Below are 18,272 nucleotides of genomic sequence, written 5' to 3'. Positions count from 1 at the left end.
AGTAAAGTTTTTTAGATGGCCGGTTTCGTTACAGTAAGTATACTAAGTGTTTTAGAGTTCTTTTTTACCTTTGGGGGCGGGGATTCGAAATCAAATTAAACATTTTGATTTCTAACTCGCTCCTTTTAAATTTACATAATAGGGTGACGATACTTAAGAAAGTTGTGAGAATATGAATAAGCAATTAAAAGGTAACTTAATCGTATTAATACTAGCACTTATTTTTAGTTTGATACTTAATGCGGCACATGTTTTACTTCCATTCATGTTTGGTCCGATTATTGCTAGTATCGTTTGTATACGTTATTTACACCTAGATGTACAATGGCCATTTTGGTTGAGTCAAATAGGATTAGTATTATTAGGTGTTCAAATCGGTTCTACTTTTACTAAAACTGTTATTTTAGATATTAAAGATGATTGGTTTACCATCGTTATGATTACTGTCATGCTCCTTGTATTAGCGTTAATTATTGCGTATTTCTTTAAAAAAATTGCCAATGTTAATACTGAAACAGCGATACTTAGCGTTATTCCAGGTGCTTTGAGCCAGATGTTAATTATGGCGGAAGAGAATAAAAAAGCGAATATTATGGTAGTGAGTCTAACGCAAACTTCTAGAATTATCTTTGTTGTAATACTCGTACCTTTTTTATCTTACTTTTTTAAAAATCCAGATAATGATGGGGCTCTTGCTACCAATAAGACTAAAACTTTAACACAAGCTTTAACCCTCCCTAATATACTTATATTAATTATTGCGATAACTGTTGTTTATTTTGTTATGAAAAAAATAAATTTTCCAACGAAGCAATTACTTGCACCAATACTTGTACTTATTTGTTGGAATTTATTTACTAGTGCGACGTTTACGTTAGATAATTATATTATTGCTGCTGCTCAAATCATATATATGATACGTATAGGTATACAAATTGCAAAACTATTAGATCAAATGAAAGGAAGAATTGCTGTAGCAATCGCTTTTCAAAATATTTTATTGATTTTACTTGCGTTTGTAATGGTACTATTTATATCTTCTGTTTCTCATCACCAAGTAAACGAACTATTCTTAGGTGCAGCGCCTGGGGGAATGAGTCAAATTGTGTTAGTTGCCATTGAAACAGGTGCTGATGTAGCTATGATATCGAGTTATCATATCTTTAGAATATTCTTTATACTATTTTTAATTGCACCGATGTTAAATTATTTTCTTAAATATAGAGCAAGACAAGGTTATCATAATGAAAAATGATTGTTGAATATACAATCTCGCCTAAAACTTTAACAAGTTTACAATATTTTAATAATTATTGCGTTGAACAATATAATTTTGTTTGATAATATAAAGGATGAAGTACTGGAGGTACTTCATCCTTTGACCACTCTTCGGAGTGGTTTTTTGTTTGAAATTTGAAATCAGTGACAAGGTTAGAACATAGTTAGGAATAGATTTATAGTTAATTTAAATCATCTTGTAATTGAAATAAATTAAAGAGAGTAGAGCGTTATTGATATAATAGTGTGAAATTAATGAGGCTGTACAAAATAAGCGAGCAGTTATTCTTTTGTATTTTGTCACGCTTGAGAGGCAGAACGGCACAGAACAATGTAGTCGTTTAAGCAATATCGCTGCTATCTAACACCTTGATTATTCAAACCCTTTGCCATTATAATACTTTGGATTGAATGGACAAGATTGTAAATGTGCATTATACAAACCTGCAGCTTCTAAAAATGAATAAACAGTTACAGGACCTAAAAACTTAAAGCCAAACTGTTTTAATTTTTTAGAGAGTTCAGTTGCACGTGCATCGACTGTAACACGCTCACTTGGATTAGTGTACCCACAATCTATAGGTTGAAAATCAACATACGACCATAAAAAATCATTAAAGCTGCCATACACTTTTTCAATTTCAAAATAGCCCTTGGCTTGATTTACAATTGCTTCTAATTTTTTTCGGTTATGTATAATATTTGGAAATACCATTAACCTATCTATATCTTCTGAAGTCATTTGTGCAATTTGTGCTGGGTTAAACTGATAAAAAGCCTGCTCATAAGATGACTTCTTCTTTAGAATAGTTAACCATGAAAGTCCAGCATGTTGGGATTCTAAAGCTATTAGTTTAAATAATTTTAGGTTATCATAAAGTGGGTGGCCCCAACTTTCATCGTGATAATGAATATAAACAGGATCTTTTGTACCGAATGCACATTCGTTCATAAATTTCACTCCATTTTATTGACTTATTTTCATATCCATTATACTATAATCAAGTAAAGGAATATTGTCTACTGGGAAGAGTAAATAAGCTGAAATTTAACAGAGAGTACATGGTTGCTGAAAATGTACAATTTAACTTATTGAAGGTAGCCCACATTGAACTTTGACTGAAATAAATCATTGGTTTTGATTATAGATTAAGTTAAAGCGTGTTTGAGCGTTAATCATAATTTTGAGTGCTTGAAATTGGAATGCTAATTTCTTGAATTTAGGTGGTACCACGGAAAACCCGTCCTATTTATAGGATGGGTTTTTTATTTATTTAAGGAGGATTTTAACATATGGAAATGAAACCAAAATATAATCCAAATGAAGTTGAAGCTGGACGTTATGACGAGTGGGTTAATAATGGCTATTTTAAAGCTTCAGAAGATCATTCAAAAGAAACATATACGATTGTCATTCCGCCCCCGAATGTAACAGGAAAATTACATTTAGGACATGCTTGGGATACAACATTACAAGATATTATTACGCGAATGAAACGCATGCAAGGGTACGATACATTATACTTGCCTGGTATGGATCACGCAGGTATTGCTACACAAACTAAAGTAGAAGCAAAACTTAAAGAAGAAGGACTATCTCGTCATGATTTAGGTAGAAGTAAATTCCTAGAAAAGGCATGGGATTGGAAAGAAGAATACGCTACGTTTATCAGACAACAATGGGCTAAATTAGGTTTAGGGCTAGATTATAGTAGAGAACGCTTTACATTAGATGAAGGTTTAAGTAAAGCCGTGAAAAAAGTCTTTGTTGACATGTATAATAAAGGTTTAATTTATCGTGGTGAATATATTATTAATTGGGATCCAATTGCGCGTACAGCTTTATCTGATATAGAAGTTATCCACGAAGATATTCAAGGCAAATTTTATCACTTCAAATACCCTTATGCGGATGGCGAAGGTTATATTGAAATAGCTACTACGCGTCCAGAAACAATGTTAGGTGATACTGCTATCGTGGTAAACCCTAATGATGAACGTTATAAAGATGTTATCGGTAAAAAAGTTATCTTACCAATAGTAGAAAGGGAATTACCTATATTAGCAGATGAATATGTTGATATTGAATTCGGTAGTGGTGCGATGAAAGTAACGCCATCACACGACCCAAATGACTTTGAAATAGGTAACCGACATGATTTAGAACGTATTACTGTTATGGATGAATCTGGCCATATGAATGAATATGCTGGTAAATACCAAGGCATGGATAGATTTGAGTGTCGTGAAGCATTAGTTAAAGATTTACAAGAACAAGACTTAGTGATTAAAATAGAAGAACATGAACACTCAGTAGGGCATTCTGAACGTTCAGGCGCAGTGGTTGAACCTTACTTATCTACACAATGGTTTGTTAAAATGAAACCATTAGCAGAACAAGCCTTAAATAACCAAAAAACAAATAATAGAATTGATTTTGTACCTAATAGATTTGAAAAAACGTTTAACCGTTGGATGGAAGAAATTCGAGATTGGACAATTTCTCGTCAATTATGGTGGGGCCACCAAATACCTGCTTGGTATCATAATGAAACTGGAGAAATCTATGTGGGGGAAGAGCCACCTAAAGATGAAGCAAATTGGACTCAAGATGAAGATGTATTAGATACATGGTTTTCTAGTGCGCTTTGGCCATTTTCAACGTTAGGATGGCCTGATGTTGAAAGCGAGGATTTCCAACGTTATTATCCAACCAATGCGCTTGTAACTGGTTATGACATTATTTTCTTCTGGGTAGCAAGAATGATTTTCCAAGGTTTAGAATTTACTGGCCAACGTCCATTTAATGATGTATTATTACATGGATTAGTACGTGCAGAAGATGGGCGTAAAATGAGTAAATCACTTGGTAATGGTGTGGATCCAATGGATGTTATAGACGAATATGGCGCAGACAGCTTAAGATATTTCTTAGCTACAGGATCTTCACCTGGTCATGATTTACGTTATTCTACAGAAAAAGTTGAATCTGTTTGGAATTTTATCAATAAAATTTGGAATGCTGCTCGTTTCAGTCTTATGAACATTGGTGAGGATTTTAAAGTTGAAGATGTTGATTTAACTGGTAATCTTTCATTAGCAGATAAATGGATTCTAACTCGTTTGAATGAAACAATTGATACAGTAACAGATTTAAGTGAAAAATATGAATTTGGCGAAGTTGGTAGAGCACTTTATAACTTTATTTGGGACGAGTTCTGTGATTGGTATATCGAAATGAGTAAAATACCAATGAACGGCGAAGATGAAACTCAAAAACAAGTAACACGATCTGTATTAACATATGTTTTAGATAATACGATGAGAATGCTACATCCATTTATGCCATTTGTCACAGAACAAATATGGCAAAACTTACCTCATGAAGGTGAGACCATTGTCAATGCGGCTTGGCCTAAAGTAAATAAAGCGCTCGTATTTGATGAGAGTAAAGAAACAATGCAACAACTAGTTGAAATCATTAAATCAGTGAGACAATCCCGATTAGAGGTAGATACACCATTATCAAGAGCAATTCCAATTTTCATTCAAGCTAAAAATGAAAATTTAAAAGATACGTTAACAAATAATTCAAATTACATTGATAGATTCTGTCATCCAAGTGAATTGGTTATCGATACATCTATCACAATTCCTGAAAAAGCAATGACATCCATCACATCTGCAGGTGAAGTTGTATTACCATTAGAAGGCTTAATTGACATGGATAAAGAAATTGAACGACTAGAAAATGAGCTATTAAAATGGGAAAAAGAGTTGGACCGTGTTAATAAAAAATTAGCTAACGAAAACTTTGTTAATAAGGCACCGGAAAAAATTATTAATGAAGAACGTGAAAAAAAACAAACATATCAAGAAAAATATGACGGTGTACAAGAACGTATTAATCAATTAAAAGCATAGGAGTCCTAAACATGAATTACCTAGACAGCTTATATTGGATACATGAACGAACTAAATTTGGCATTAAACCAGGTGTTAAACGCATGGAGTGGATGTTAAATAGATTAAATAACCCACAATTTAATATCAATGGTATTCATGTCGGTGGTACGAATGGTAAAGGGTCAACTGTTGCATATTTAAGATCAGCACTCGTTGATAATGGATATGAGGTCGGTACCTTTACATCGCCTTTTATAGAAACATTTAATGAACGCATAAGTTTAAATGGTACGCCTATTAGTGATGACGCCATCGTAGCATTAGTTCAAAAAGTAAAACCAGTAAGTGAAGCATTAGAAATAGAAACAGAACTTGGCACAGCAACTGAATTTGAAATTATTACAACTATGATGTTTCTTTATTTCGGAGAAATCCATCCAGTAGATTTTGTAATAGTAGAAGCAGGATTAGGTATCAAAAATGATTCAACAAACGTATTTAAACCAATACTTAGTATTTTAACAAGTATTGGTTTAGATCATGTAGATATTTTGGGTGATACTTATGTAGATATTGCAAAAGATAAAGGCGCAATTGTTAAGCCAGATACACCTGTAATCTACGCAGTAAAAAATGAAGACGCACTGAAAGTTATTCGAGATTTTGTAGAACAACAAAATGCAGAAGGTATAGAGTTAGATAGAGATATTAGTGTGATTTCTCAAGGTGATGAGTTTACGTACCGTTATAAAAATTATGAATTAGAAACACTTATTTTAAATATGTTGGGCGAACATCAAAAAGAAAATGCTGCATTAGCAATAACAGCGCTTATAGAATTGAATGAGTCAGGATTAGTCGAGTTAGATTTTAATAAAATGATTGATGGCATTGAATCGGTCAATTGGACAGGAAGAATTGAAAAAGTTAAAGATCAACCACTAATGATTATAGACGGCGCGCATAACTTAGAAAGCGTAGAAGCTCTAATTAAAACTTTAAAAGATTATTACAAATTAGAGTCTGTAGATGTCTTATACGCTGCAATTAAAGGAAAACCAATCCATAGCATGGTTGATCAATTGAAAACAGTCGCTTCAACTTTTTATGTAACGGATTTTGATTTTCCCAAAGCGTGTACTAAAGAAACAATATATGACGAAATACGTTTCGAGCAAAAAGAAACTATAGACGACTTTGTTCAATTTATTGAAAATTATAACGGGTCTGGTTTAGTGATTACAGGTAGTTTGTATTTTATCAGTGAAGTTAAATCTAAAGTTAACTTCTAGTTATAATATATTAATTTATGATTATTTAAAAAGCTAGTAATGATTTAGTGTTTTTTCAATGTTAGTGAGAGAAACACTGAGTGATTAACTAGCTTTTTCATTGCTCTTTTATATTATAATTTAATAAATGACTTTTTTCTTATAACCTTAAATCAAGGGTGATATAATGAGGACAGGAGGCGAACATTGCTACTACTACTCATCGTATGTCCTATACTGTTTAGTTTTCTTTATCACTTGTGTTTCATGAAAAAATTCAATTTAAAATATTTACTTTTGAGATCTAAATGTGATTTTTGCAACCAACAATTAAAATTTAGAGATATGATACCCGTAGTCAGCTATATTAAACTTTGGGGACGCGCTTCATGCTGCTATCAAAAACTCAATAAGTATTATCTTATCGGCGAAATAACGTCACTTATACCAGCATTTTATTTGCTATTCAGTTTTACCTCTGAAGCGTTAACTTCCTTCTTATTGATATATTTATTTCTTCTTATATTTTCGTTATATGATTTACAAACTTTGTCTATCCCTTTACATATGTATTTAATATTTGCCATTAGTAGTATTTTTATTATTGAGGGAAATGTGTATCAATTTTTAGTCATCACGTTTATACTTCATCTCTTTTATATATGCTTTAAAAGTGCGATTGGTTATGGAGATATTTTAATTTGTGCTCTGTTATCTTATTTATTACCTTACATATATTTTATCAATGTGTTATTTTTAACATTTTTAAGCGGTAGTGTTTTTGCTATCATTTTAGTATTAAAGTTGAAGAAAAGAAAAATTAAAATACCGCTTATTCCTTTTATCTATATCGCTTATTGTATAGAAACGGCGTTAGTACATTTAAAAATGCATGAAGTTAACTTGTTCTATTAATATTTAATTAGGCATTATGAAATTCAAATACAGATTAAAAGGTATTAGAAGTGGGTAAACAATAAATATAACTATTAAAAGGTGAAAATAACAATATTCCCTTACTAATTGAATATTATGAATTGAAAGGAAGTTATATTTTGAGTTTATATGAAAAATTTCTATTAAACGATGGCACGATGTTACCACATATAGCGTTAGGCACTGTTAATGTTCAAGGGGGCATCGGCGTTAAACAATTAGAAAATGCGTTGAATCTAGGTTATAGAGTTATTGATACTTCCACAAACTATAACAATGAAGGTATGGTAGGTGAAGCTATTCGTCGTTCAAGTGTTCCAAGAGAAGACATTTATGTAAGTGCTAAATTACCAGGTTCAAGTCATGAATATGATAAAGCCATTAACCTGATACAAGAGTCGCTTTATAGAACGGGCTTAGATTATTTTGATAAATATTTAGTCCATTGGCCTAATCCTAAACAAGGTAAATATGTGGAAGCTTGGCAAGCCTTAGTAGATGCTCAAAAATATGGATTAATTAAAACAATCGGAGTATCTAATTTCATGCCTGAGCATTTAGATGACATTATTGAAGCAACAGGTGTAACACCTGCAACCAATCAAATAGAAATACAACCATACTTTAATAACAACGCATTAATCCAAGAATGCCTTAAACGCGGTGTATTACCCGAAGCTTGGAGCCCATTAGGTCGTGAAATCAACGATGTGTTAACAAACGATACAATCAAAGAAATAGCTCAAAAATATAACCGTTCAACTGCTCAAATTATCATTAATTGGATAAACCAAAAACAAGTTTTCCCAGTAGTTAAAGCTTCTCAATATATACACCAAATAGATAATTTTAATTACTTGGATTTTGAACTTTCAGAAGATGATATACAAACAATTGACGCTTTAGATAAAGGTGAAGACGGACGCGTCGAAGGACAAAATCCATATGAATATGAAGAGTTTGTATAAAATTGCATAAGTATTATCTTGAACTGTAAAACCAAAGTAAAATTTGATTCGCCAAATTTTAGGAATACAGTTATCATTTAAAAGCGGGATTTGAAATCAACTCACTTATTTTTGATTTCATTCTCGCTTTTTAATTTGTTAAAGAAATATCTATTTATAAATAATTAAAAAAGTACATTGCAAGTCCTACAAAATTAAAAATAACAATTTATACTTAAAATCTACACTTTTCGAAAATGATAGTAATAAAAATAACTTCATCATAGCATATGCTATTTTAATATGTAATAATATGATAATATCAAGAAAAGGGAGGGGAAGACATAAAATGGCAGATAAGAAATTCCCAAAAGATGCTATGCGCGTTTTAAAAGAGACAAGCCGTACGTTTTATATTCCAATAACTTTTTTAGAAAAAGAACTAAAACACTCAGTAGCTTGTGCATATTTAGTTATGCGTGCAATAGATGAAATCGAGGATCATGAAGAAATTGAAAATGACTTAAAACATAGCATGTTAATGCAAATCAGTGAATTACTTAAAGCACCTTTTGATGAAGAAAGATATTTAGAGGTTATTAACCCCGTTAAAGACAAATTACCTGAGGTTACAGTAAGGTTAGGGGATTGGTTGGCTGCATGCCCAGATCAAACAAGATCGATAGTTATGGCATCTTCTAGTGAAATGGCATATGGTATGGCAAAATGGGCAAAAGCAAACTGGAGCATTAAAACGCGAGAAGATTTAGACGATTATACATATTACGTAGCAGGACTTGTAGGTGTAATGCTTTCTCAACTATGGGATTTCTGCGCAGGCGTGAAAACAGATAGAGAGCTAGCAATAGGGTATGGTCGTGGTCTTCAAGCAGTAAATATTTTAAGAAATGAAGAAGAAGATCTTGAGGAGCGAGATGTGAGTTTTGTTCCAGACGATTGGACACGTGAAGACTTATTTGCTTATGCCGAAGAAAACCTAGCAAAAGCTGATGCGTACATGAAAGCAATTCATAAAAGAACCATTTTATTATTCTGTCGGTTACCTTTAGCTTTTGCACATAAAACGCTTAAGGCTATGAAAGACGGGCGCGAAAAAATGACCCGTGAAGAAGTTGAAAAAACTGTAGAAGAAGTAAAAAAAGAAGAATAGTGTTATTTAAAGCGTAGCTATTTCAATTTGTATTTTATACATTTGAAAGCAGACTATGCTTTTTTAAGTGGTTGATTGAAATATTAGCAACAGAAAAATCTTGTATATTTTATGGGAAGAAAGAAGATAAATTTATGAATAGAACGACAGTGTTGAATCTTTTGATTTTTATATTAATAATCAATATAAAAATATAATAACGATACTAGTTATTTAAATAAACATAAATTTAAATCGAAATAACAAGGTTCGAATTGAATATTTGAGTCTTGTTTAATCATAAAAAATTAGTTTACTCTTATTTTTATAGTTTTTTTAGCCGAAAATCTATAAAGATAATCTCTATCTTTTGGAAGTAATTGAGAAAACACAACATCTAGTACCATAATAAAAATATTTGGAGTAAGTAAGGTTCTTTATTTTTGTATTAGTAAATTCATTCTTCATTAAATATATAAAATGAATTTTATACTTAAATATTATTAATAAATAGTTCAATTATATTTAAGTATAATTGGACTTTATCGAAAAAATTGTTAATGTGCCTGATAGGGAGCGGTTTGATTGAACAATAATGATATATCTAAATGGATAAAAATTTAGAAAAATCAGATTTTAATTCATTAAAAACTTTGTTTTAAACTCTGGATCATTAAAAGCTTTAGCTAAATATTATGAAGTTTCATATCCAACAGTGAGGCAACGGTTAAATAATGTAATTGCAAGTATAGAATCAGTCCAAGACAACGAGAATGTGCATTAGTAAACTATGTAAGAAAGCTAGCGATTGAAAAAAATTAGGCTGGAATGATGCTAAACAATTATTAGAAATTTATAATAATGTAAAGGAGAGCGAATAGATTTGGATAACTTCATGATATTTTTACCAGTTATTTTATATGCGATTTTATTTGCTATACAATACTTCTTATCCAAAACAGGAAATAAGTTAGTGGGGGCCATCGTACCATTCTTATTTGTAATGGCGCTTATATATTTGTATTCAACAGAAAAATTAGGATTAAATATTTGGGGAACTTTAATATTTGGCGTTATTGGTCTTTTATTCCTTTTAGGTCAATGGGAAAATGCTCAAAAAGATAATAAGAAAAAAGCGCAAAAAGAATTACATAAGATGGAAGGAAAGGACCTAAGTTAACATTATATGTAGTTATAGTTAATTAAAGGAGTACAAATAATAAAATCTTTGTTTTGTATTTCGGTAAAAAGAAGTATTTCAATTATATTTAAAAAACTACACATATTAAAAACTAGAAAAGTTAAAAAAATATATTCATATAAGTTATATAGCCAATCAACTTAATTGAATTAACAAAACAGAATTTAAAAACGAACGAAAAGTAATTTAAAAATAGAATGATTTTGGCAGTGTGAATTTAAATTTTGGAAGTGAGGGCACCATAAATAAAGAAACACAAAATATGGCTATGAAATCATTAAATGCTACGTTAAAAAACTAGAAAAAGCTTATATGAGCATGAAGGTTAAAGGTGCAAATACAATTCTTGTAAAAAGAAAGAGAAATGCTTTTGCAGTAGCTTTAAATTTTTTAAGCAATGATTGGGGAAATATTGATTTTAACTATATAGACGAAGATATTGTTTTAGCAATTGAGGCGTTATATTCTTTAAAACTTTCAATTCAAAGACAGATTGATAAAACCGAAGCCCGTAATAGTCAAAAAACACTGAATGAACGACGATTATTAGCGATAAATTTAGGAATTAAATCTATGGAGAAAAGAATATAATTTTTAATTACACACGTTTTTGCTTGATTGGTTGCAAGGTGACGAGCTATGAGTGGCTAAATTTTGCCGCTCTTTTTTAATATAGCAGCATATACGATTATTTTTATATATAAATTGTCGAGTAATCATTTTAGTCATTAGTTATTATAAAGTTGAAAGGTGATGGATATGATTTTAAATGAATTAAACAAATCTATAGATTATATAGATGAAAATTTAACTAAGGAATTAAATTTATTAGATATATCAAATTTTGTTGGTTTACCTGCACAACACTATAGAAATTTATTTATATTCTTAAGTGGTATTGGATTATCTGAATACATTAAAAAAAGAAAATTATATTTTGCTAATAAAGATTTGCTGAATAATGAGTCAGTAACAAATGTGGCTACAAAATATGGTTATTCAATGGATGGTTTCACTAGAACTTTTAAGGCTTGGAGCGGATATTTGCCATCTCAAATTCATGAAAATCAAGTATTAATTTCATATCCAAAACTTTCATTTTTTGTTAATGTTACGGGAGGAATAAATATGAAAACTAGAATTGTACAACAACCAAAATTTAATATAGTAGGAATTCAAAAACGTGTACCTATGCAATTTGAAGGTGTTAATAAAGACATTGATCAATTAGCAAATAGTATAACTGAACAACAAAAAAAAGAAATGCACCATTTACAAGATATGGAACCAAAAGAAATTGTAAATGTTTCTTACAACGCTGATGAAGATTTCACTAAAGAAGAAGGTTATTTGACTCATATGGTAGGCGTTTTAACTACTAAAAATGATATAAGCAGTCAAATGGATGTTATTCATTTCAATGAAAGCAAATGGGTCGTATTTGAAAATGAAGGTGAATTTCCAAAAACTTTACAAGACACTTACGCGAAAATATACTCTGAATGGCTACCAGACACAGAATATACATTATCTGATGTACCGATGTTTTCTTTTACGAAGTTTGATAGTTCAAATAATGATTTTGCTTATAGCGAAATATGGGTAGCAGTTAGTCATTAAATTATTAAATGAACACTAACGCAAGGAGGTGTTAGTTTGGATATTGTAGACAATGTAATAAATAATATAAAAAATGAGTTGGTTGGAGTTCCGGGTATAGTAGGCGATGTTTTAGGCGGTTCTAGGGCAAGAGGAACCCATAGTGCTGATTTCGATATTGATATTGGATTTTATTATGATGAGTCTAAAGAATTTAATATTAATGATATCGAAAATATTGCCTTTAATTTAAATGATGAAAAAAGAAGCATTTAATATCTAATTTGGGAGAATGGATTGATGGCGGTGGTTCGTTAGTGATAGATGGCTATCATGTAGATATTATTTTTCGAGATATTGAAAAGTTAAGACAAGTTATTAATGAATCTTTAGAGGGAAATGTTTCAATTCACTACCAAACTGGCCGCCCCCATGGTTATTTAAATGTTATGTATATGGGAGAACTGTCTCCATATCACAAATTTTATTAGATTCTAAAAGAATATTGAAAGCATTAAAAAATCGAATAGAGATTTATCCGGAAAAAATGAAACATGCTATTATATCATTTTTCTTATTTGAATCATCTTTTTCTTTGATGTTTATTGAAGCCAACGTAGATAAACAAGATAGTTTTTATGTAACGAGTCATTGCTTTAGAAGTATAGCTTGTTTAAATCAAGTTATTTTTGCAAAAAACAACGCATATTGTATTAATGAAAAAAAGTGTTTTTTATGATTCAAGCATTTATAAACAAACCAGAAAAGTATAAAGAAAGCGTTGAATCAGTTATTACTTTGATTTCAAGTGACTCCGAAAAAATGAAGAAAGCTGCAAAAGATTTAAAGGATTTAGTCGAAGAAGTTAAATCTTTATAGCTTTATATCTTTGTGTAATCGAATTAGGTTAAAGTCCTTTGTTGGCGTTATATTATTAAACAAACATTTTTAAAACAAGGTATATCCCATATGGAAAAGATGGATTTTTTATATAAAAAATATACGCTATGCCTAGGGTGTAAACTGTCGGCAAAGTCTCCGACTTTGTTGGCAGTTTTTTGTGCACGCTTTCCGCGAGCACTATCTTATACTGTAGTCTTCGGCTAGTGCTCTTCCAGCAGGAGCCGGCCTAAATCACTGCCAATATTATACGGAAAATATTATAATATATATAAACTAAACAGCGGTGATGTTTATTAAATTACACGAAAGGCCCTTATTTCTTTATACTAAAATACATCATTTGTAACGATTTTATAACGTGCTGAAGCTCGAGAGAATAGTACGAGTGAGAAACTATAGGTTCGAACCATACTTCAGGCAGGCATGCATAGCCAAAATCGTAAGATATTAAATAATAAGAGAGCTAATACCTAAAGGGTTAGCTCTCTTATTATGAGCATGCGAATTTATATCTCAACTTACTTTTTCATCATTATTAAAAATATATTTGAGTGATTTTAATATATAAAGTAAGTACTTGTTGTAACAAACTCTCAATTTTAAAATTAATGAAAAAACTGTCAACAACCGATATTAACTGTAGTAAAATAAATGTATATAAATCATGCGCTCTTCTAAATCCTTCTACCATAAATCGTAATGTCCCATTTTTTAAACAAATCTTTTTCATAATAATATAATAAATAGGAGCTGTTGTTTATTGAGAATAAATGAGCTTGCGGATCATCAGAAACCAAGGGAACGTATGTTAAGCCATGGTGCAGCACGTTTGTCGCACGCGGAATTATTAGCTATTTTAATTAATACAGGTAGAAAAGGGTGTTCAAGTTTAGATATAGCTAATGAATTGTTAAAATCAGTAGGTAGCTTAAAAGAATTAAAAGGGTTATCTGTAAATGATTTGAATAAAATAAAAGGTGTAGGTATATATAAAGCGCTCATATTGAAAGCAGCATTTGAGCTTGGTGAGCGCATGCATTCTGGAAGCGTTGATGACAAAATTCAAATCACTAGTCCTAAAGACGTGGCAGATTTTATGATGGGGAAGATGGAACATTTAACACAAGAAAAATTTATTGCGCTTTTCTTAAATTCCAAAAACGTCATTATAAAAAAGAAAACAATATTTATTGGTACTTTAAATTCTTCAATTGTACATCCACGTGAAATTTTTAGTGAAGCAATCAAATGTGCAAGCAATGCAATTATCGTACTTCATAATCATCCCTCGGGTGATACATTAAACATAGTATCCTAAACTAGAGTACTCTAAGTACTCGAAGTTTAGGATTTTTTAATTACAGTGCTTTAACTATTAAATATATAAGGGTATTATTAATAGTAGTTAAAGTATTTAAAGGTGGTGGAAAGATGAAGGTTCAGAAAGTAATTGTGGAGGAAAAATCATATCCGTTATACATACTGCTAGATAAAGAATTTGAAGTGATAGAACCGGTTAAGCGATTTATAAAGTACTTGGATAATACGGGCAAAGCTCCAAATACCATTAAAACATATTGTTATCATCTCAAGCTGTTTTATGAATTTATGAGCCAAAGTAGAATCGAATTAGGAGATTTACAATTTGAGGATTTAGCAAACTTTGTAGGATGGTTAAGAAATCCAGCAGGGCATTTAAAGGTAATAGATATACAACCAAAGAAGGCTAAAAGAGAGGAAACATCAGTTAATTCCATACTTAACGCTGTAACTAGTTTCTTAGAGTATTTAAATCGCACAGAAAATTTTAAAGCTATAGATATGTCTAAAGAAGCAAGAGGAAGAAACTTTAAGGGGTTTCTTCACCATATTTCTAAAGGTAGATCCTATAAAAAAAATATTTTAAAGCTTAGGGTCAAAAAGAAACTTGTACAAGTATTAGAACATGGACAAGTCAAAGCAATAATTGAGGCATGTCATACCAAAAGAGATAAGTTACTTATTATGCTTATGTATGAAGGGGGACTTCGGATAGGAGAAGCATTATCCCTTCGTATTGAAGATATTTCAACATGGGATAACCAGATTAACATCAGGCCAAGAGATCATAATGAAAATGGAGCTTATATTAAACTTAAAAAAAAAAGAACTATTGATGTAAGTAAGGAATTAATGGCATTATATACCGATTACTTAGTACATGAATATGGGGAAGATTTAGATCATGATTATATATTTATTAATCTTAAAGATTCTTATTTTGGCCACCCTCTAAAATATCAAAGTGTATTAGACTTAATAAGAAGACTAGGAAAACGGACAGGGATTACTTTCACTGCCCATATATTACGTCATACGCATGCCACAGAGCTTATTAGAAGTGGATGGGATGCTGCATATGTACAAAAAAGATTAGGGCATGCCCATGTACAAACAACACTTGATACGTATGTTCATCTTTCTGATCAAGATATGAAGAATGAATATAAAAAGTATCTTCAAGGGAGAGAAACATGACAATGAAATTTCCAAGTGTAGCAACTAATCGAAAGCTTATCGCTAGTACAGAGATTAATAAAAAAATAGCTAATATGACAAGTGTTTTAAAAGGTTATTGGGCAGCAGATAGATGGGATATAAGAATTTGTCCGCATCCTAGTGCAATTGAGTTAAGTAAGAATCCGTCACTAAGAAATCGTTGGGTAAATTTCGATAAGGTGGAAAATGTCTGGTTGAAAACAGAATTAAAATATTTTTATTACCTTCACTTGAATAATGGAGCTTGGAATGCAAAATCCGTTTGGATTAGAAAGGGAACAGTGATAAGCCGGATGATGGGATTTTTAAATTTAAAATATCCTAATATTACATCGATAACCGAAGTGCCTATAAAAAAAGCTTTGACAGAATACCGGACCTACTTAACAGAACAAAAAGTAAAAACTACGACTACTAATTACAAACTTGATGTAAATCAGCAGAAAGTTACTGTACATGCGAATTCCTATTACGTTACTCATCTTAAGCAGTTTATGGAATTCTATGAGGACTTCTATTTTGATGGGGAAGAATGGGAAAAAGATGTTTGGAATCGAAGAAAATTATCATTACCGGAAGATAAGGTAAACCCAACATCCTACGAATATACGATCAACTTTAAGGGTTTTAAGAATAATTATTTTAAAGAAATAGTTAAGCGATATTGTAAACTAATGTTAAACACAGCTAGCTTTTCTCACGTAGTAGATATAGCTTCAAAATTAAAAGAATTTTTTAATTTCATGAACAAAAATTGTGAAGGTATACAAAGGATTCATCAATTAACTAGAAATGAAATTGAGCAATATTTTAATTATATTAATTTAAAAGGTTTAAAACCCAGTACTGTAACTGGACGAATATCTACTTTAGACGTTTTTTTTACTACAATTCAAAGATATGACTGGAAGGATACACCTTCTAAGATCCTTATCTTTCAAGAAGATTACCCTAAAGTGCCGAAGGCACTACCACGTTATATTGATGAACATATACTTGAACAATTAAATGGGAAATTAGATAAATTGGAACCTTATATTGCTACAATGGTTATGGTACTTCAAGAATGCGGGATGCGTATCAGTGAACTTTGTACATTGAAAAAAGGGAGCGTCATAACCGATAAAGAAGGGGATTGCTTTTTAAAGTATTATCAGTGGAAAATGAAGAAAGAGCATATCATTCCTATTTCTAAAGAAATTGCTGCATTGATATTAGTTCAAGAGCAAAGGGTGGCTGATGAACTCGATGATGGATGTGTATATGTGTTTCCCCGAAAAGATTGCTCACCATTGAAACAAGATACCTTTAGGGTTAAATTAAATGAACTAGCTTATGAAGAAAAGATAACGGACAGCAACGGAGAAATTTTTCGTTTTCATGCTCATGCCTTTCGGCATACAGTTGGCACTAGAATGATAAATAACGGAGTGCCACAACATATTGTCCAGAAGTTCTTGGGTCACGAATCACCGGAAATGACGGCAAGATATGCACATATTTTTGATGAAACCCTAAAGAAGGAATTTACGAAATTTAAGGAAACCTTAGTAACGAATAACGGTAGCATTCTGGATTTAAGTGAGGAAAATACTGAAGCTGACAATACAGATCTTCAATGGTTTAAAAAGAATATCAATGCACAGGCACTTCCTAATGGCTATTGTCGGTTACCAGTAATTGCAGGACCATGTCCTCACGCAAATGCATGTTTAGATTGTACGAATTTCTGTACAAGTAAACAATTTCTTACTGAACATGAAGAGCACTTAGAGCGAACTAAAGAAATACTAAATAGGGCTAAACAAAACCAATGGCAGCGTCAGGTTGAAACCAATGAACGTGTTAAAAATAGATTAGAACAGATTATTCATTCGTTAAAGGAGACGAATTAAAATGATTAGAAAAGGTAACACAACTGCCATAGTTCAGCTAGCTAAAGACAAGTCGGAGAAAACAAGAATTAGGGTTGAAAAGACAATTTCAGAGATGGCATTGAAAGAAGAGAAGATTAATTTTAATTCCGTTGCACAAAAAGCAAATGTTTCAAAGTCATGGCTTTACAAACAAAAAGATATTAGAACTAGAGTGGAGACATTAAGAGGGATGCAGATAAGTGAGTTAACCCCCCGTAAACCTAGTAAAAGCCCTCGTTCAGAGGACGTATTAATAAAAACCTTAAAAAGCCGTATAAAGGCGTTAGAAGAAGAGAATGAACGGTTAAAGGATCAAGTTCAAAAATTACATGGCAAGCTGTTTTAGCAGATTTGTGTTTCTTGGAATTTATTGGGCACTTTGAATTGGCTACCTAAAATGAAATCGCTAAAACCTTCAATAACTTCAATAGCCCATTTCCCTAAATGTGTTAAGGGGAAATGGGCTTTCTTCTAGTATTGTTGGCATGATCGCAGAAGTGTTTTATGCTCTTAAATAATACTTTTTAATATATTGCAAATACTCATTAGCACTTTTCTGTATCTCTTCGCCCTTCATATCCGAATTAGCACCGTAAAGTACAAACTCTGGTACATATTCAGCATGAA

At 31.4% G+C, this 18,272-nt stretch carries 18 protein-coding genes, 1 pseudogene and 1 other annotated feature; of the genes and pseudogenes, 18 read left to right on the top strand and 1 reads right to left on the bottom strand.

Features of this window, described 5'->3' with window-relative positions:
- Nucleotides 1–172 precede the first annotated feature (172 nt).
- Complete coding sequence (locus tag KA900_RS07325; RefSeq protein WP_210139412.1) at nucleotides 173–1,255, top strand: AbrB family transcriptional regulator; 1,083 nt, start codon at nucleotides 173–175, stop codon at nucleotides 1,253–1,255.
- A 396-nt stretch (nucleotides 1,256–1,651) separates the two neighbouring features.
- On the opposite strand, the gene KA900_RS07320 is transcribed toward KA900_RS07325, so the two are convergent.
- On the bottom strand, nucleotides 1,652–2,230 hold the full coding sequence (locus tag KA900_RS07320) for a DNA-3-methyladenine glycosylase I (RefSeq protein ID WP_210139411.1): 579 nt from the start codon (nucleotides 2,228–2,230) through the stop codon (nucleotides 1,652–1,654).
- Nucleotides 2,231–2,288: 58 nt separating this feature from the next.
- Nucleotides 2,289–2,530, top strand: a binding site (T-box leader).
- Between the two features lie 41 nt (nucleotides 2,531–2,571).
- On the opposite strand from KA900_RS07320, the gene KA900_RS07315 reads away from it, so the two are divergent.
- From KA900_RS07315 to KA900_RS07250, 17 genes and pseudogenes are all read left to right on the top strand, one after another.
- A complete protein-coding gene (locus KA900_RS07315) occupies nucleotides 2,572–5,202 on the top strand; it encodes a valine--tRNA ligase (RefSeq protein WP_096809283.1) in 2,631 nt (876 codons plus the stop codon).
- Between the two features lie 11 nt (nucleotides 5,203–5,213).
- Nucleotides 5,214–6,476: a bifunctional folylpolyglutamate synthase/dihydrofolate synthase gene (locus KA900_RS07310; RefSeq protein ID WP_115342122.1), complete on the top strand. Its 1,263-nt coding sequence runs from the start codon at nucleotides 5,214–5,216 to the stop codon at nucleotides 6,474–6,476.
- A 186-nt stretch (nucleotides 6,477–6,662) separates the two neighbouring features.
- On the top strand, nucleotides 6,663–7,370 hold the full coding sequence (locus tag KA900_RS14995; RefSeq protein ID WP_096809285.1) for a prepilin peptidase: 708 nt from the start codon (nucleotides 6,663–6,665) through the stop codon (nucleotides 7,368–7,370).
- A 179-nt stretch (nucleotides 7,371–7,549) separates the two neighbouring features.
- Nucleotides 7,550–8,359 (top strand): aldo/keto reductase, encoded by an 810-nt coding sequence (locus tag KA900_RS07300; protein ID WP_199194483.1) that lies wholly within the window; start codon nucleotides 7,550–7,552, stop codon nucleotides 8,357–8,359.
- A 328-nt stretch (nucleotides 8,360–8,687) separates the two neighbouring features.
- Nucleotides 8,688–9,509, top strand: coding sequence for a squalene/phytoene synthase family protein (locus tag KA900_RS07295; protein WP_103373689.1), 822 nt, complete (start codon nucleotides 8,688–8,690; stop codon nucleotides 9,507–9,509).
- Nucleotides 9,510–10,131: 622 nt separating this feature from the next.
- Nucleotides 10,132–10,272: a DUF2089 family protein gene (locus KA900_RS14940; RefSeq protein ID WP_096811209.1), complete on the top strand. Its 141-nt coding sequence runs from the start codon at nucleotides 10,132–10,134 to the stop codon at nucleotides 10,270–10,272.
- Between the two features lie 99 nt (nucleotides 10,273–10,371).
- On the top strand, nucleotides 10,372–10,668 hold the full coding sequence (locus KA900_RS07285) for a hypothetical protein (protein ID WP_096809290.1): 297 nt from the start codon (nucleotides 10,372–10,374) through the stop codon (nucleotides 10,666–10,668).
- A 339-nt stretch (nucleotides 10,669–11,007) separates the two neighbouring features.
- Nucleotides 11,008–11,280: a hypothetical protein gene (locus tag KA900_RS07280; RefSeq protein WP_125147425.1), complete on the top strand. Its 273-nt coding sequence runs from the start codon at nucleotides 11,008–11,010 to the stop codon at nucleotides 11,278–11,280.
- Nucleotides 11,281–11,448: 168 nt separating this feature from the next.
- Nucleotides 11,449–12,309, top strand: coding sequence for an AraC family transcriptional regulator (locus KA900_RS07275; RefSeq protein WP_174221769.1), 861 nt, complete (start codon nucleotides 11,449–11,451; stop codon nucleotides 12,307–12,309).
- Nucleotides 12,310–12,345: 36 nt separating this feature from the next.
- Nucleotides 12,346–12,564 carry a nucleotidyltransferase domain-containing protein gene (locus KA900_RS14935; protein ID WP_241966479.1) on the top strand — a complete coding sequence of 73 codons (219 nt, stop codon included), beginning with the start codon at nucleotides 12,346–12,348 and terminating at the stop codon, nucleotides 12,562–12,564.
- Between the two features lie 8 nt (nucleotides 12,565–12,572).
- The gene (locus KA900_RS14930) at nucleotides 12,573–12,779 is read left to right on the top strand and encodes a hypothetical protein (protein WP_310454508.1); all 207 of its coding nucleotides are present in this window, start codon (nucleotides 12,573–12,575) and stop codon (nucleotides 12,777–12,779) included.
- A 14-nt stretch (nucleotides 12,780–12,793) separates the two neighbouring features.
- Entirely contained in the window at nucleotides 12,794–13,027 is a 234-nt protein-coding gene (locus KA900_RS14990) for a hypothetical protein (RefSeq protein ID WP_465160453.1), read from the top strand.
- Nucleotides 13,024–13,167 (top strand): hypothetical protein, encoded by a 144-nt coding sequence (locus KA900_RS14925; RefSeq protein WP_308669854.1) that lies wholly within the window; start codon nucleotides 13,024–13,026, stop codon nucleotides 13,165–13,167. Before KA900_RS14990 ends, KA900_RS14925 begins: the two co-directional genes overlap by 4 nt.
- A 784-nt stretch (nucleotides 13,168–13,951) precedes the next feature.
- A pseudogene (gene radC, locus KA900_RS07265) lies at nucleotides 13,952–14,488 on the top strand (RadC family protein); the annotation flags it as partial.
- Between the two features lie 134 nt (nucleotides 14,489–14,622).
- Entirely contained in the window at nucleotides 14,623–15,708 is a 1,086-nt protein-coding gene (locus KA900_RS07260) for a tyrosine-type recombinase/integrase (protein WP_031883924.1), read from the top strand.
- Between the two features lie 2 nt (nucleotides 15,709–15,710).
- The gene (locus KA900_RS07255) at nucleotides 15,711–17,624 is read left to right on the top strand and encodes a tyrosine-type recombinase/integrase (protein WP_029658482.1); all 1,914 of its coding nucleotides are present in this window, start codon (nucleotides 15,711–15,713) and stop codon (nucleotides 17,622–17,624) included.
- Between the two features lies 1 nt (nucleotide 17,625).
- Nucleotides 17,626–17,991, top strand: a complete 366-nt coding sequence (locus KA900_RS07250) for a DUF6262 family protein (protein ID WP_000619629.1) — start codon at nucleotides 17,626–17,628, stop codon at nucleotides 17,989–17,991.
- Nucleotides 17,992–18,272 lie beyond the last annotated feature (281 nt).

The organism is Staphylococcus sp. GDY8P120P (genome assembly GCF_017892065.1).
GTDB lineage: Bacteria > Bacillota > Bacilli > Staphylococcales > Staphylococcaceae > Staphylococcus > Staphylococcus nepalensis.
Note: the sequence above shows the minus strand (reverse complement) of the source record. Positions and strands in the feature narration are given on the sequence as shown.

Excerpts from the sequence above, each read along its gene's own strand:
- KA900_RS07295 (WP_103373689.1), top strand. The coding sequence starts at position 8,688 with ATGGCAGATAAGAAATTCCCAAAAGATGCTATGCGCGTTTTAAAAGAG.
- KA900_RS07320 (WP_210139411.1), bottom strand. The coding sequence starts at position 2,230 with ATGAACGAATGTGCATTCGGTACAAAAGATCCTGTTTATATTCATTAT.
- KA900_RS14925 (WP_308669854.1), top strand. The coding sequence starts at position 13,024 with ATGATTCAAGCATTTATAAACAAACCAGAAAAGTATAAAGAAAGCGTT.
- KA900_RS07300 (WP_199194483.1), top strand. The coding sequence starts at position 7,550 with ATGTTACCACATATAGCGTTAGGCACTGTTAATGTTCAAGGGGGCATC.
- KA900_RS07260 (WP_031883924.1), top strand. The coding sequence starts at position 14,623 with ATGAAGGTTCAGAAAGTAATTGTGGAGGAAAAATCATATCCGTTATAC.
- KA900_RS07255 (WP_029658482.1), top strand. The coding sequence starts at position 15,711 with ATGAAATTTCCAAGTGTAGCAACTAATCGAAAGCTTATCGCTAGTACA.
- KA900_RS07325 (WP_210139412.1), top strand. The coding sequence starts at position 173 with ATGAATAAGCAATTAAAAGGTAACTTAATCGTATTAATACTAGCACTT.
- KA900_RS07250 (WP_000619629.1), top strand. The coding sequence starts at position 17,626 with ATGATTAGAAAAGGTAACACAACTGCCATAGTTCAGCTAGCTAAAGAC.
- KA900_RS07280 (WP_125147425.1), top strand. The coding sequence starts at position 11,008 with ATGAAGGTTAAAGGTGCAAATACAATTCTTGTAAAAAGAAAGAGAAAT.
- KA900_RS07315 (WP_096809283.1), top strand. The coding sequence starts at position 2,572 with ATGGAAATGAAACCAAAATATAATCCAAATGAAGTTGAAGCTGGACGT.
- KA900_RS07275 (WP_174221769.1), top strand. The coding sequence starts at position 11,449 with ATGATTTTAAATGAATTAAACAAATCTATAGATTATATAGATGAAAAT.
- KA900_RS07310 (WP_115342122.1), top strand. The coding sequence starts at position 5,214 with ATGAATTACCTAGACAGCTTATATTGGATACATGAACGAACTAAATTT.